At 39.6% G+C, this 15,599-nt stretch carries 12 protein-coding genes; 10 read left to right on the forward strand and 2 right to left on the reverse strand.

Annotation, left to right across the window (positions count from 1 at the left end):
- Positions 1 to 8: 8 nt before the first annotated feature.
- The 8 genes from Q0486_RS02605 (at position 9) to rhaD (ending at position 11,028) form a co-directional block, all read left to right on the forward strand.
- The gene (locus Q0486_RS02605) at positions 9 to 3,899 is read left to right on the forward strand and encodes an SUMF1/EgtB/PvdO family nonheme iron enzyme (protein ID WP_299230155.1); all 3,891 of its coding nucleotides are present in this window, start codon (positions 9 to 11) and stop codon (positions 3,897 to 3,899) included.
- 304 nt (positions 3,900 to 4,203) lie between these two features.
- The gene (gene ccsA, locus Q0486_RS02610; RefSeq protein ID WP_299230156.1) at positions 4,204 to 6,453 is read left to right on the forward strand and encodes a cytochrome c biogenesis protein CcsA; all 2,250 of its coding nucleotides are present in this window, start codon (positions 4,204 to 4,206) and stop codon (positions 6,451 to 6,453) included.
- A 15-nt stretch (positions 6,454 to 6,468) separates the two neighbouring features.
- Positions 6,469 to 6,783: a hypothetical protein gene (locus Q0486_RS02615; RefSeq protein ID WP_299230157.1), complete on the forward strand. Its 315-nt coding sequence runs from the start codon at positions 6,469 to 6,471 to the stop codon at positions 6,781 to 6,783.
- A gap of 33 nt (positions 6,784 to 6,816) precedes the next feature.
- A complete protein-coding gene (locus tag Q0486_RS02620; protein WP_299230193.1) occupies positions 6,817 to 7,839 on the forward strand; it encodes a dihydroxyacetone kinase subunit DhaK in 1,023 nt (340 codons plus the stop codon).
- Positions 7,840 to 7,850: 11 nt separating this feature from the next.
- Positions 7,851 to 8,471, forward strand: coding sequence for a DAK2 domain-containing protein (locus Q0486_RS02625; RefSeq protein ID WP_299230158.1), 621 nt, complete (start codon positions 7,851 to 7,853; stop codon positions 8,469 to 8,471).
- Positions 8,472 to 8,511: 40 nt separating this feature from the next.
- On the forward strand, positions 8,512 to 9,384 hold the full coding sequence (gene lsrF, locus Q0486_RS02630) for a 3-hydroxy-5-phosphonooxypentane-2,4-dione thiolase (protein WP_299230159.1): 873 nt from the start codon (positions 8,512 to 8,514) through the stop codon (positions 9,382 to 9,384).
- Between the two features lie 68 nt (positions 9,385 to 9,452).
- Entirely contained in the window at positions 9,453 to 10,196 is a 744-nt protein-coding gene (locus Q0486_RS02635) for a phospho-2-dehydro-3-deoxyheptonate aldolase (RefSeq protein WP_299230160.1), read from the forward strand.
- Positions 10,197 to 10,218: 22 nt separating this feature from the next.
- A complete protein-coding gene (rhaD, locus tag Q0486_RS02640) occupies positions 10,219 to 11,028 on the forward strand; it encodes a rhamnulose-1-phosphate aldolase (protein WP_299230161.1) in 810 nt (269 codons plus the stop codon).
- Positions 11,029 to 11,589: 561 nt separating this feature from the next.
- On the opposite strand, the gene Q0486_RS02645 is transcribed toward rhaD, so the two are convergent.
- Both Q0486_RS02645 and Q0486_RS02650 read right to left on the reverse strand, forming a co-directional pair.
- Positions 11,590 to 12,357, reverse strand: coding sequence for an ABC transporter ATP-binding protein (locus Q0486_RS02645; protein ID WP_299230162.1), 768 nt, complete (start codon positions 12,355 to 12,357; stop codon positions 11,590 to 11,592).
- Entirely contained in the window at positions 12,354 to 13,097 is a 744-nt protein-coding gene (locus Q0486_RS02650; protein ID WP_299230163.1) for an ABC transporter permease, read from the reverse strand. The genes Q0486_RS02645 and Q0486_RS02650 overlap by 4 nt, the downstream gene beginning before the upstream one ends.
- A gap of 204 nt (positions 13,098 to 13,301) precedes the next feature.
- On the opposite strand from Q0486_RS02650, the gene lptB reads away from it, so the two are divergent.
- Complete coding sequence (lptB, locus tag Q0486_RS02655) at positions 13,302 to 14,057, forward strand: LPS export ABC transporter ATP-binding protein (protein WP_299230194.1); 756 nt, start codon at positions 13,302 to 13,304, stop codon at positions 14,055 to 14,057.
- Between the two features lie 140 nt (positions 14,058 to 14,197).
- Positions 14,198 to 15,544 (forward strand): trigger factor, encoded by a 1,347-nt coding sequence (gene tig / locus Q0486_RS02660; RefSeq protein ID WP_299230164.1) that lies wholly within the window; start codon positions 14,198 to 14,200, stop codon positions 15,542 to 15,544.
- The last annotated feature ends 55 nt before the right edge of the window (positions 15,545 to 15,599 follow it).

Genomic DNA, 15,599 nt, shown 5'->3' on the forward strand with positions numbered 1-15,599 from the left:
GTGGTTTTATGTATAGACAAATTTTTAATATAGCTTTCATTTCTTTGTTATGCGGTAGTGCTGCTCCTGCATTTGCACAAAGTGGTAAAGCATGTTCACCACCATTCATTAGCAATGAGGTGGTGGTACCTGAACTTAAAAATAATCAGGAAGCAAAGCTATTGAAGATTGATACTAAAAACTCTGATTACCTTTTGCTTGTGGCAGAACAGGGCTCTTTGGGTAGAAAAAATGATTATGCGCTGTGGGCAAATGCTAAGGTTTGTCTGAAAGACGGATCTTCTATATGGCTGGATAAACTGGATTATACGCGTTTTCAGGCACTTAAAGGCGGAGTAAAAAAGAATATTGATTATAATGGCGACGAAATAACAATTAAAGGCAAAAAGTATAATAACGGTGTGCTTATCTGGGGTCCTGGAATGATATTGTATAAGTTGCCCAAGAATTCTGTCAGATTCGAAGCCGAGGTCGGTATTGATGACAGTTCTAATTCTGGAAGTATAAATTTTAAAGCTTATTCAATAAATAATCCGCTTATAGAAGATGAGGCGTTATTCAGTCAGCTTTTCAATCTTCACAGAAATCTGAAAGACTGGATATTGAATCCTGTGACAAACGGGTTGACTCATATCGTCAGTCTGTTGGCAGACAAGAAGTATTATTCGGAACTGTTGCGTAGTACTACCGATTATGTATCTTTCTCTAAAGAACTTCTTCAGGTTTATAATATTCAGGAGCAATTGAAGTGGGTAAATGTCGACGCTGTCAAGTTGGCTTTTGATGATATGAAGAAGTTGTCAGGATTTGATTATAAGGAGAATTCCTCAAAGCTTGACAGATTGACAGAACTGGTAAATAATGGTTTTAACGGTATATACAATGCTGACAAGCAAGCTGTTGAGAATGCTAAGGAAGCTTTAGCTTTAAAGAAAAGCATTTTGCTTTCTAACCCACTTGTCAAGAATAAGGATATTTTGGCAGTGAGGTACAAGTTAGGAGCTGAGGCCAATAGAGCTATGGCGCCACAATTGGGAACACAGTCCAATAACTGGAGCAACCAGGAATCGGCACGTCGTGGTGGGTTTGACGCTGAAATAGTTTCGCTGTCAAATATTGACGGTGATGTGAATATGACATCTGTTTACAAACCGGATAACGGTTCATCTATTGCTGATTTGCGTATGCACTGGGATGCTGACAGGGTAATGTTTACTCAGCTTCAGGAAGACAAAAGGTGGAATGTATTCGAAGTAAAACTCGATGGAACAGGTTTCCGCAAGCTGATTGAGAATGAGGAACCTGATCTAGAGTTCTATGATGGAACATATCTGCCTGACGGAAGAATTCTTGCCATATCAAATATCGGATATCAGGGAGTGCCATGTGTGAACGGTAGTGATCAGGTTGGTAATCTTGTGCTGTATAATCCTAAGGACAAGAATCTGCGCCGTCTCACATTTGATCAGGATGCAAACTGGAATCCTGTGGTTATGGGTAACGGTCGAATCATGTATACACGTTGGGAATATACAGACCTTACACACTATTATTCGCGTATCGTGATGCACATGAATCCTGACGGTACTGAGAACAAGGCTTTGTATGGAAGTGGTGCCATGTTTCCTAACAGTACTTTCGATGTGCAGCCTATCCCTGGAAAAGGTTCTTCATTTGTTGGAATTATTTCCGGACATCATGGAATAGCACGTTCCGGACGTATGATAGTTTTCGACCCAGCCAAGGGTAGAAAAAGCGTTAGTGGTATGGTACAGGAAATACCGCACCGTAACAGACCAATCAAAGAGGAAATAAAAGATCGATTAGTTGACGGAGTATGGCCTCAGTTCATCAAGCCTACTGTGATAAATGACAAATATTTTCTTGTAGCTGCTAAATTGAGTCCTACAGGATTGTGGGGACTTTATCTTGTAGATATATTTGACAATGTTACCTGTATTATGGAAGCTGAAGGCGAAGGATTTATAAGTCCTATTCTGAGAAAAAAATCAGTAACTCCTCCGGTAATTCCTGATCGTGTAAAACTAGACCAGAAAGAAGCTACATTCTTTATTCAGGATATTTATGAAGGAGAAGGCTTGCGTGGTATTCCTCGTGGAACAGTGAAGGAACTCAGGCTTCATGCTTACGAATATGCCTACGTAAAGACAATATCTGACCATAACTGGCACGGAATTCAGTCCGGTTGGGATATAAAGAGACTTTTGGGTACGGTTCCTGTGGAAGAGGACGGTTCTGTCATCTTCAAGGCTCCAGCTAATACTCCTATTTCAATCCAGCCTATTGATAAGGACGGTGTAGCAATACAGTGGATGCGAAGTTGGGTTACAGGTCAGCCTGGTGAGGTGGTTTCATGTATCGGATGTCATGAGGATCAAAACCAGATTGCAATACCTAAGCGCGTGATTGCATCACAGAAGGAACCTTCTAAACTTACTCCTCCGGAAGGTGGTGTACGCTCGTTTACTTTCGATCTTGAGATACAGCCTATCCTCGACCGCGCATGTATCGCATGTCATAATGGAGAAAAAGCTTTTGATTTGAGAGGTGGTAAAAAGGATGAAAAAGGTTATGGAACATCATATCTTAACTTCCACCCTTATATACATCGTCAGGGTGGTGAAGGTGATATGGTTGTTCTTCAGCCATACGAATACCATCCTAATACCAGTGAACTGGTCCGTATGTTAAAGCGTGGACATTATAATGTCAAGCTTACAGACAAAGAATGGCGTATATTGTATAACTGGATAGATTATAACGCTCCGGACAAGGGATATTTCCTTGCCAATAAAATAGATGTGTTGCCGTATAAGGGATTCGACCAAATAGAACGCCGTAAGGAACTTACAGATAAATATGGTAACGGTGCAGGTGTCGACTGGAAAAAGGAACTCGCTGACTATGCTTCATACCTGAAGAACAAGGGCGATATTACTCCTGAAATGCCTGAACCGATGAAGGAGGTTAAGGTTAAGGAACTCAAAGCCAAGGGATGGCCATTTGATGTGGCTAAAGCTTCGGAGAAACAGTCTGAAGAGGGCGAGACACGTAAAGTCGTGGAAATTGCTCCGGGAATCAAGATGACTTTTGTGCGTATCCCTGCCGGTGAATTTGTTATGGGTAGCTATAATGGTCCTTCTGATACTTATCCTACATCTAAGGTTAAGATTAGGAAGGCATTCTGGATGGCGGAACTTGAAACTACTAATGAACAGTTTAATGTAATTTTCCCTGATCACGATAGTCGTTACGTTGACCAACAGTGGAAAGATCACGTTGTACAGGGTTATCCTGCCAACAAACCTGAACAGCCTGTGATACGTGTGAGCTATAATGACGCAATGGAATATTGTCGTAAGTTGAGCGAAAAGACAGGTCTTAATATTACGTTACCAACGGAGGCACAATGGGAATGGGCTTGCCGTGCTGGAAGTGACAGCGATTTCTGGTTCGGTGACATGCACACAGACTTTGGTAAAAAAGAGAATCTGGCAGACAAGACAACACTCCTTTTTGCCGTGTCGGGTGTTGATCCGAAACCGATGTCTCCGTCCAGTCCTTGGTACAAGTATTATACATTCCTTCCTAAGGAAGAAAGCGTTGATGACGGTAATCTGGTACAAGTGGGTGGTAAAATATATGAAGCTAATCCATTCGGACTTTATAATATGCATGGAAATGTTTCAGAATGGACCCGTTCTGACTATTTGCCATATCCATATAAAGAAAACAGTAAGCAGGTAACTGAATATAAGGTTGCCCGTGGAGGTTCATATATAGAGCGTCCGAAATTCTCTACTTCTTATTCACGTAAGGGCTTCTTACCATACCAGAGAGTATTCAATGTAGGATTTAGAGTTATTATTGAGGATTGATTATTTAGGATTGATTGTTGGGTTATTCCGGTGCTTCCTGCAGATACTTCGATACTGATTAGGAAATACTGATGTAAATGAAGGTTTGCACCGGAATCTCTTTTTGTTTTTAATTTGTATGCATAAGATTTTTAATAATATATACAGTTTTTTTTCTTCTTTCCGGGTTTCAGCAATATTATTGGTGATTTATGCGGTATTATTGGCTGTAGCCACAATTATAGAGAAGATATACGGCACCCCCGTAGCAAAAGACGTTGTGTATTATTCCCCATTGTTTTTTCTTATTCAGCTATTGCTGATTGTGAATTTCTTTGTATATAGCCACAATCATCAATATCTGAGCATCAGACGTCCCGGTGTTGTTCTTACGCACTTGGCTTTTGTTGTAATAATAGCAGGGGCTGTTACAACCCATTTTGCCGGTAAGGAAGGTATTCTTCATATTCGTGAAGGAGAAACGGCTGATAGCATGACTATGACAGAAAATGGGGTTAATCACATAGTTTCGCTCCCGTTTAGTGTGAGACTGGATGATTTTGTTCTTGAACGTTATCCAGGTTCTGGTAGCCCTTCATCTTACGAAAGTTTTGTTACTGTGTCTTGTGAGGGAGTGAGTATAAAGGCCCATATCTACATGAATAATGTGCTTGATATCGAAGGTTACCGCTTGTTCCAGTCTTCTTTCGACAGGGACGAGCATGGCACAATACTCACAGTAAATTATGACCTTCCAGGACGTAGTATTACTTATGCCGGGTATGTAATATTATTGGCCGGATTGTTATTCTCACTTTTCGGACGTCATTCCCGTGTGATGACTTTATACCGTAAATTGTGTGTGATTCAGTCTGTAAAGGTTATGATTCCCGTTTTAATATTCCTGTCAACCTCCTTACAAGTAACAGCTTCTGAAACGAACGATTTTAAGGCTGTCATAAATAAATATGCTATAAATCCAGCACATGCCGAGATTTTTGGTAAATTACCTCTACAGTCTCCTGGAGGTAGGATGATGCCTGTAGGAACTTTTGCATCAGAGGTTTTGCGCAAGATACATAAATCGGACAAGTTTGGAAATCTTTCGGCCGAACAGTCTCTATTGAGTATGTTCCTTATGCCTGATGTCTGGATAAACGTACCTTTTATAAACATCGATGACAGAAATATTGCTGAGCGCTACGGTTTGTCTATGCCATATTGTGCATTTGTTGAAGTTCTTGATTCTTTAGGTGCATACAAACTTCAGACAGACCTTGAAGAAACCTACAGGAAAAATCCTTCTGAGAGAGATACATTCGATAAGGATTTGCTGAAACTCAACGAACAGATAAATCTTATGGATATGCTGTTGAATCGCAGAGCATTCAGAATATTCCCTTTGCCTGGTGATTCTACTCATACATGGTATTCTCCTGGAGACGATCTTACAGTTTTTTCAGGGAAAGATTCGATGTTTGTGTCACGAATATTCGACTGGTATCTTGAAGAGGTTTCATCTTCATTGAAAAGTGGTGATTGGAAGACTCCTGACGAGATAGCTGGAATGATAGATACTTACCAACAGGCAAAGTCTATTGGTGTTGATATCTCCCACAAACGTATGGGGATTGAGGTGAAATACAATAGATTGAATGCGTTCAAGTATTGCAGGATGGGATATCTCATTTTAGGAGGTTTGTCTTTGATTCTGTCTCTATTATCGCTTATTAAACGTTTAAGATTCAGAACACTTAAATCCATACTTTTCGTCTTTATAGTTGGAGTCTTTTTTTTACAAATGTACGGAATGTCACTCCGTTGGTATATATCTGGACATGCTCCCTGGAGCAATTCATACGAGACAATGGTCTATGTGGCATGGGCTACCGTCTGCGCCGGATTGTTGTTCATGCGTCGCAGTTATCTGGTTTTCAGTCTTGCTATTATATTTGCCGGAGTACTTCTGTTTGTTTCCGGTCTAAACTGGATGGATCCACATATCACTCCTTTGGTTCCTGTACTTAAATCCCCTTGGCTGATGATACATGTGGCCGTTATAGTAGCTGCTTACGGTTTTTTCGGTCTCAGCTGTCTGATTGGGCTAACCAATATGTCCATAATGTCTGTATCTGTAGTAAAGAACTTTGATACTATAAATGAACTCAGCATACTGAATGAGATATCAATGTGGATAGGACTTGCACTGATGATTGCAGGAACTTTTCTTGGCGCAGTATGGGCAAACGAATCATGGGGAAGGTATTGGGGGTGGGATCCCAAAGAAACATGGGCTTTGATCACGGTTGTAATATATGCTATAGTTACGCATATACATCTTCTCAAGTCACGTATAACAGTGTGGCTGTTCAACTTTCTTTCAGTGTTGTCAATATCAACAGTTTTGATGACATTCTTCGGAGTAAACTATTTTCTTAGCGGGATGCATTCTTACGGTCACAGTGGAGATATCTCCAGTGCCATAGTATGGGTCGTATCAGCTTTCATGGCTGTATTTATTCTGGGAATATATTCGTATATAAAAACGCACAGATATATAAGTAATAACCTTTAAAAAAGTATTAAAACCATGAGAACATTTAATCATGTCGGAATTGTAACCGACACAATTCCTACCGGAGCGGTCTATAATGAAGGGTTGAGCGTTTGGCTTACAGACTTTTCAAAAAGCCCGAATAAAATCGAGTTTCTTAAGTTCGAACCCGGTAGTTGTATGCCGGAGCTAGTTCAGAAACAGGGACATATCGCATATACAGTATCTTCTCTTGAGGAAGAGCTTAAAGGTAAGAAAGTGATTTTCGGTCCTGCTGTCTGCGATGAACACCTTACGATAGCTTTTATCGAAGAAGAAGGTATATCAATTGAACTGATGGAAATAAAATGACATTGACCTATAACCATGTAAAACATTAAAAGAATAGGAGATATTACTATGCAAACAAAATTTATAAACAATCCGGAGAATATAACAGCCGAACTGCTTGAAGGTTATGTAATGGCGTATCTAGACCAGGTCAGACTGGCAGACGAGAACATTGTGGTACGCGCCAATCCGAAATCAGAAGATAAGGTGGCCATAGTTACATTAGGAGGTTCTGGTCATGAACCGGCATTAAGTGGTTTCGTAGGTGAAGGAATGCTTGACTGTTCTGTAGTAGGCGATATATTTGCGGCTCCAGGTGCGCAACGCCTGTTCAAGGCATTGCAGATTATGAAGCGTGAGGCTGGTATCCTGCTTGTTGTTCTTAATCATTCAGGGGATGTCATGAGCGCAAATATGGCTTGTCAGCTTGCGGCTCGTTCCGGCATTAAGGTAGCTAAGGTACTTACACACGACGACATCAGTGCCGGTATTGGAGCAGATGACACAGACCGTCGCGGACTTGCGGGGTGTGTTCCTCTATATAAGATCTTGGGAGCAGCTTCTGAAGAAGGTAAATCTTTGGAAGAACTTGTAGAGATAGCAGAAAGATATAACAATAATGTAGCTACACTTGCAGTAGCAATGAAATCATGTTCACATCCTCAGAACGGAGCTGTCATTACCGATCTTCCTGAAGGAATAATGGAAATAGGAATGGGACAACATGGTGAAGGTGGTGGAGGACAGAAGCCTCTTGTGTCGGCAGATGATACAGCAGCAGAGATGACTGATCTTCTTTGTAAACAGCTTAAACCTTCTGTCGGAAGCAAGATGATGCTTATTATAAACGGTGTAGGAGCTACAACACATATGGAGCTGAGCATCGTTTTCCGCAAAGCATATAAGGAACTCGAATCGCGAGGACTGAAAGTGGTTTACGGACGTATTCAGGAACTGCTCACCGTACAGGAACAGGCAGGTTTCCAGATGATAGTAGCCGTATTGGATGATGACCACATCGAATATCTTAAGAATAGACCGTCTAATGCTCCTTATTGGACTACACTGGGAAAATAAACATATAGCCTATGAAAGACAAGCTTACCATAGATGATTTCAAGTCAATGCTGGAATGTGCATTGAAGAATATAAAGGAAAGGGAAGATGAATTTTCACGCCTCGATGCCGTTATAGGCGACGGTGATCACGGACAGGCAATAGCAGCCGCTATGACAGTAGTAGTGGAAACAGCACGAAAGGGAACAGAATTCAAAGCCATGCTTAGCGATATGGGTTTTGATGTAATGCTTCAGGTGAGTGGTTCCACAAGTACGCTTCTGGGTGCGTTCTTCCTTGGAATGAGTGATGCAGTGTCAGGAATTGAACTTGATGCCGAAGGGGTGAAGAAAATGTTTGCTGGAGGACTTGCTAATGTTCAGATGCAGACACAGGCTAAACCAGGTGATAAGACCATGATGGACGCATTGGTACCAGCAGTAGATGTAATAACTTCCTGTACATCCTCTGATATTGCTGAAATACTTAAGGCAGGAGCTGACGCATCTCTGGAAGGAGCAGCGCGGACAATAGAGATGAAAGCCAATTTTGGCCGTGCGCGTAATTATGGCGAACGTTCCATAGGTTTTGCCGATAGCGGAGCCACATCATGGAGCTGTATGTTTCATTCGTTCAGCGAAGCAGTAAAATAAGGGACAATATTATATAATTACAAACTAAAAACTAAGAATTATGGCAGATATGGATGGCTTCAGAGAAGCCGCAAATTTCGGAATAGGGGAAAAAAACAACGTACAGGATTTTCATGTAAAAGGAGCTTCATCACTCGGTTGGGGAATGAAAGACAGACTTTCACGTATATTCAATCCAAAGACAGGACGTACAGTAATGTTGGCTTTCGACCACGGCTTTATTATGGGACCAACCTCAGGTCTTGAAAGGATAGACCTCAGTATTGTTCCATTGATAGAATATGCCGATTGCCTGATGTGTACACGTGGAATACTGCGTACTTCAGTTCCACCAGTGTTCAACAAACCGATATGTTTACGTTCAGATGCTGGTTCGACAATCCTCACAGAATTAAACCGTAATGTACTTATAGATGTAGAAGATGCGATACGCGTCAATGCATCTGCAATGGCAGTAATGTTCTCTGCAGGTGATGGTGAACAGGAAGCTGTTACTGCTTCTAATTTGGCTAAGATTGCAGATTTGGGTTACCGATATGGTATACCGGTAATGGGAGTTACTGCAGTAGGCAAACAGATGGCACGCGATGCCCGTTATTTTGCATTGGCATCACGCGTATGTGCTGAAAATGGTGCATCAATTGTTAAAACATATTATTGTGAAGGCTTTGAGAAGATAGCTGCATCATGTCCTGTACCGGTAGTTATAGCCGGCGGTAAGAAACTTCCTGAGAAAGAGGCACTTGAATTATGTTATAAGGCTGTAAATGATGGGGCAGCCGGTGTTGATATGGGACGTAATGTCTTCCAAAGCGACGCTCCGGCAGCTATGATTCAGGCCGTACATGCTGTTGTTCATGATGGTTTTACTCCTGAACAAGCATTTGAACTTTATGAAGATTTGAAAAAGTAATTATTATTTTATAAGAACTCCTGCCATGCTCCGGTATGGCGGGATGTTGTTTTAAGTCTGTAACTGTTATGAAAGAAACTTTTGATATAATAGCGGGGCCATGTAGTGCAGAATCAGAAAGGCAACTTTATGATACAGCATCAGGCTTAAACGGAATAGGTATAAGAACCATGCGTGTAGGACTTTGGAAGCCACGGTCCAGGTATGGTAGTTTCGAAGGACTTGGTGAACTTGCTCTTCCATGGCTTAAGAATATCCGCCATGATTTTGGAATGGAAGTCATGACAGAAGTGGCATTACCTTCTCATATTGAGGTTGCCTTAAAATATGGTATAGATAAGTTATGGATAGGTGCACGTACCACAGTCAATCCTTTTATGATTACAGAGCTTGCAGAAGCCTTGCGTGGTGTAGAAATTCCTGTTTTTATAAAGAATCCTGTTTGTCCGGATGTAGAGTTATGGAAAGGAGCCGTAGAAAGAATCATGAAATATGGATTGAGTGATGTACGGCTCATTCATCGCGGTTTCTGTCTTCAGGACAATACACCATACCGCAACACACCGTTATGGAACATCTGTTCTGAAGTCCGTAAAGAATTCGGACACATCCCTTTGTATTGCGACCCTAGTCATATTTCCGGCAGACGTGACCTTATAGAAGGTATATGTGTCGATGCATTAAAATATGACATTCAGGGATTTTTCATAGAGAGTCACTGCAATCCAGATGCTGCACTATCCGATTCCGGACAGCAACTTACACCATTGCAACTTAAAGACTTGCTTGACAAATTACTTGATAGTATTTAACAACTTATTAATTTTATCAATTATGGTATCAATTTTGAATAATCGTCCTACTTTGGCCTATCAGATATCACAAGCCGCAGAAGTGGCAGGATATCTATGGCAAAAAGGCTGGGCAGAGCGTAATGGTGGTAATATAACACTTAATATTACCGAGTTTGTGGATGACGACATAATATCGATGTCTCCCCTCACTGAGCCGATATCCATAGGCGCAACATTACCTTATCTTAAGGGATGTTATTTCTATTGTAAGGGTACTCAGAAACGTATGCGTGACTTGGCCCGTAATCCCATGGAGAACGGTTCTGTAATCAGGATACTTGACGACTGTAGCCATTATGTGATAATAGCCGATCAACCAGTAATGCCTACTTCAGAGGTTCCAGCACATTTGAGCGTGCATAATTATCTTATAAAGAATAATTCTCCTTATAAGGCATCGCTTCATACACACCCCATAGAATTGATAGCTATGTCTCACAACAAGAGATTTTTGGAAAAGGATGTCGCTACAAAAGTATTGTGGAGTATGATACCTGAAACAAAAGCTTTCTGTCCTCGCGGTCTTGGTATTATACCTTACGAGTTGCCTGGCTCTGTAGCGCTTGCTGATGGAACTTTGAGTAAACTTGACGATTATGATGTAGTTCTTTGGGAGAAACATGGGGCATTTGCCGTAGATGTAGACATAATGTCTGCATTCGATCAGATAGATGTACTGAATAAATCAGCATTGATATATGCGGCAGCCAAGCAAATGGGCTTTGAACCGGATGGAATGACAGAAAATCAGATGAGGGAAATGACAGAAGCCTTTGGCTTGCCAAAATGAGAATAATTGGAATCTGAAAATCCACAAGGAATCAGGAAACTGTCATACAGAAAATACAGGGACAAACGGATTATGGATTGTGCTTATTTTAAAGTAGAAGCTAACTATGAAATAACATCAAATGGGGAATAGACTGTTTTTAAAAAACAGTCTGAATGGTTAATTAATTAGGCATCAGACGTGTTTGTAAAAATGCGTTTGATGCTTTTTTTGAAGAAAAATGTGTGGAATTTTATTATAAGAAAACTTGAATTTGTATTCATGGAAGGTTATCATTAACTTGTTATATTCCGTAAATAAATATTAATAGGTAACTTACATGTTTAATTTATTGTGAAATAATTGATTTTTAATGTATTGTGTGTTAGAAAATTGCTCTCTTATTTATAAGAAGCATTTAAATGTCATATAATATGACTCTATATCTGTCAATAAAATGTCATATGAAATGATTTCAATTTGTCATTTTCATATGCCATTTTTATTTTAAAAGATATTTATTGAATATTTCGAGATATCATGAAAATGTGAAAAAATCATATATTAGTGATTTTTATATATTCAGAATTTTTTCTTATTTTCTTCTGTCTTTACTTTTCTTAATAAGTCTGATGCAAAAATGAAATTATTCAATCTTTCATTAGTAGCTGTAAACACATCATCTTTTGTTCCAGACCATTCTTTGTGTCCCTGATATATATACAGTATACTGTCGCCTATACCCATTACAGAATTCATATCGTGAGTGTTGATTATGGTTGTCATATTGAACTCTGTAGTAATGTCGTGTATAAGTTCGTCAATCACTAAAGATGTTTTAGGGTCAAGTCCAGAGTTTGGCTCGTCACAAAACAGATATTGTGGATTTAAAGCTATTGCTCTGGCTATTGCTACTCGCTTTTGCATGCCTCCACTTATCTCGCCGGGATATTTATTCTGTGCATCCAGAAGGTTTACTCTGTCGAGACAGAATTGGGCACGTTTAACTCGGTCTCGATATGTATCATTCGAGAACATGTCGAGAGGAAACATGACATTTTCAAGAACGGATAGTGAATCGAATAATGCTGCGCTTTGGAATATCATGCCCATTTCCTTGCGTAGAGTTTTCTTTTCTGCCTTTCCCATACCGAGAAGATTTCTGTTGTCATAAAGCACTTCACCTTTTTCTGGTGTCAGAAGTCCCACAATACATTTCATTAGAACGGTTTTTCCGGAGCCGCTCTGACCTATGATTAGGTTGGTCTTTCCGTTTTCGAAAGTGAAATTGATGTCATCAAGGACTGTTCTTCCTTCGAATGACTTACATATAGATTTTAACTGTATCATCCCATTAATAGTTGTGTAAGAATTAAATCTGAGAATAGAATGAGTACGCTGCTTGAAACAACGGCATTTGTACTTGCTTTACCTACAGATATGGAACCGCCGTCAACTGTATATCCGAAATATGCCGAAACACTCGCTATAATGAATGCAAAGAACAGTGACTTGATAAAGCTGCACCAGATATACCATTCTATGAAGCAGTATTGAAGACCGTATTCAAGATCGGTTGCGTTCATTATACCTGCAAACCATGCTGTACAGAATGCTCCTATTATTCCTGCGAATATACTGAATATTACAAGAAATGGAATCATGGTCATAAGTCCAAGAATCTTAGGTAAAATAAGGTATGATGCCGAGTTTATACCCATAATTTCAAGTGCGTCTATTTGTTGGGTGACTCGCATTGTACCAAGTTCGGATGCAATATTAGAACCGACTTTTCCAGCCAGAATAAGACACATTATGGCTGAAGAAAATTCAAGCAACAGGATTTCTCGGGTAGTATATCCTACGACAAATCTCGGCATCCACGGACTTTCTATGTTTAACTTAATCTGAATACATATTACCGCTCCAATGAAAAATGAAATCAGGAGTACTATACCAATGGAATTTATTCCAAGTTGATACAATTCGTTTACATATTGTTTGAAATACATCTTTACTCTTTCTGGACGGGAAAAGACTCTGCCCATAAGAATTACGTATTTGCCAAGAATACTGATTGGTTTTATCATGATGTCAAAAAATAATTTGTTGCAAAAGTACTGTTTTTTAGCTATTAAATAATAAAAGATAGGAGGATTTTAATGTAAATGACCATATAACCCAAGAATTTTACTACTTTTGTGCTCAAAATAAGCTATATGGAAGAATTGAAAGATAAAGAATACGAAGGTAAGTCTGCTAATGCCGGTTTGCAGGCGGATTATAATGAATGTATGGTGCTTCGTACGGAGAATCTTGTCAAGAAATATGGTAAAAGAACTGTAGTAAATGATGTGTCAATAAACGTAAGGCAGGGAGAAATTGTCGGTCTATTGGGACCTAATGGGGCAGGAAAGACTACATCGTTCTATATGACAACAGGACTTATAGTACCAAATGAAGGACATATTTTTTTGAATGATGAAGATATAACATCGTATCCTGTTTATAAACGTGCACAAAAGGGAATAGGCTACTTGGCTCAAGAAGCTTCTGTATTTAGGAAAATGAGTGTGGAAGATAATATAGCCTCTGTTCTTGAACTTACTAATAAAAGTCCGGAATATCAGAAAGATAAACTGGAAAGTCTTATTGCTGAATTCAGATTACAGAAAGTAAGAAAAAATTTAGGCGATCAGCTTTCAGGAGGTGAGCGCAGAAGAACTGAGATTGCAAGATGTCTGGCTATCGATCCAAAATTCATAATGCTTGACGAACCGTTTGCTGGTGTTGACCCCATTGCCGTGGAGGACATACAGCATATAGTCTGGAAATTGAAGGATAAGAATATCGGAATTCTTATTACTGACCATAATGTTCAGGAGACATTGAGTATAACCGACAGAGCATATCTATTGTTTGAAGGAAGAATCCTTTTCCAGGGTACTCCTGAGGAATTAGCAGAGAATAAAATAGTACGAGAAAAGTACTTAAGTAATAGCTTTGTCTTGAGAAAAAAAGAATTTCAAGTACAGAATATACGTGAGTGATAGTGTTATATCATATCCGTTTTGAAATTTTTTTTGTCCTGACTTTTTGGTAGTTGCAAGATTAAACACTATTTTTGCACACCCCAAAAAGTTTATACTTTTGAAAATAAGAATAATAATTAATATAAAACAATTAAGAAATGAATATTTCATTACAGAATGTAAGCAACGTAAGTGCTGTGCTTACTGCGCAAATCGAAAAAACTGATTATCAGGAAAAAGTTGAAAAAGCGTTGAAGACACTTCGTCAGAGAGTAAATATGCCTGGATTCCGTAAAGGTATGGTTCCGATGGGTCTTATCAAGAAACAGTATGGTGTATCTGTACTTCTTGAAGAAGTTGACAAGCTGTTGCAGGAAAAAGTTGGTGAATATATCCGCGAAAACAAAGTGAACATGTTGGGTACTCCACTTCCAAAGGAAAACAACGCTAACTTCGAAACAGACGAAAACTTCGAATTCTCTTTCGATATCGCTTTGGCTCCTGAATTCTCTATAGAATTGTCAAACAATGATACTGTTGACTACTATGATATCGATGTAACTGACGAAATGGTAGAACAGCAGGTTAATATGTACAGACAGCGTACAGCTAAATATGACAAGGTTGAAGATTATCAGGAAAAGGATATGCTAAAAGGTCTTTTGGCTGAGCTTGATGAAAACGGAAATACAAAAGAAGGCGGTGTTCAGGTAGAAGGTGCAGTTATGATGCCTACATACATGAAGAACGACGACCAGAAAGCTATCTTCAACGGTGCTAAGGTAAACACTGTATTGGTGTTCAATCCTTCTGTAGCTTTCGATAACAACGAGGCAGAACTTGCTTCTCTTCTGAAAGTTAAGAAAGAAGAAGTTGTTAACTACAAAGGTAACTTCAGCTTCCAGATTGAAGAAATCACTCGTATGATTCCGGGTGAATTGAATCAGGAATTGTTCGACCAGGTTCTTGGCGAAGGCAAGGCTTCAAACGAAGAAGAATTCCGTGCTCAGGTTAAGGAAAGCATCTCTACTCAGTTTGTAGCTGACAGCGACTATAAGTTCCTTATCGACTTGCGCGCTTACACTATGGGTAAGGTTGGTAAATTGGAATTTGCTGACGATTTGATGAAACGTATCATGCTTGACAACAACAAGGAAAAAGGTGAAGAATACGTAAACGAAAACTACGAAAAGAGCCTTGAAGAACTTACTTGGCACTTGATCAAGGAAAAACTTGTTGAAGCTAACGGCATCAAGATTGAACAGTCTGACATTCAGGATATGGCTAAGGAAGCTACTCGTGCTCAGTTCGCTCAGTACGGTATGATCAACGTTCCTGAAGAATTGCTTGAAAACTACTCTAAAGAAATGCTTAAGAAACGCGAAAGCGTTGAAGCTCTTGTAAACAGAGCAATTGAATCTAAGCTTGCTGCAGCTGTTAAGGGTCAGGTAACATTGAACCACAAAGCTGTATCTGTAGAAGATTTCAACAAAATGTTTCAGTAATATAATTCCAGGCTGAAGTTAATTGCTGAGGCTTATTATAATGGAAGAGGCTTTT

The organism is uncultured Bacteroides sp. (assembly GCF_937912035.1).
In the GTDB taxonomy this organism is placed as follows: Bacteria; Bacteroidota; Bacteroidia; order Bacteroidales; family Bacteroidaceae; genus Phocaeicola.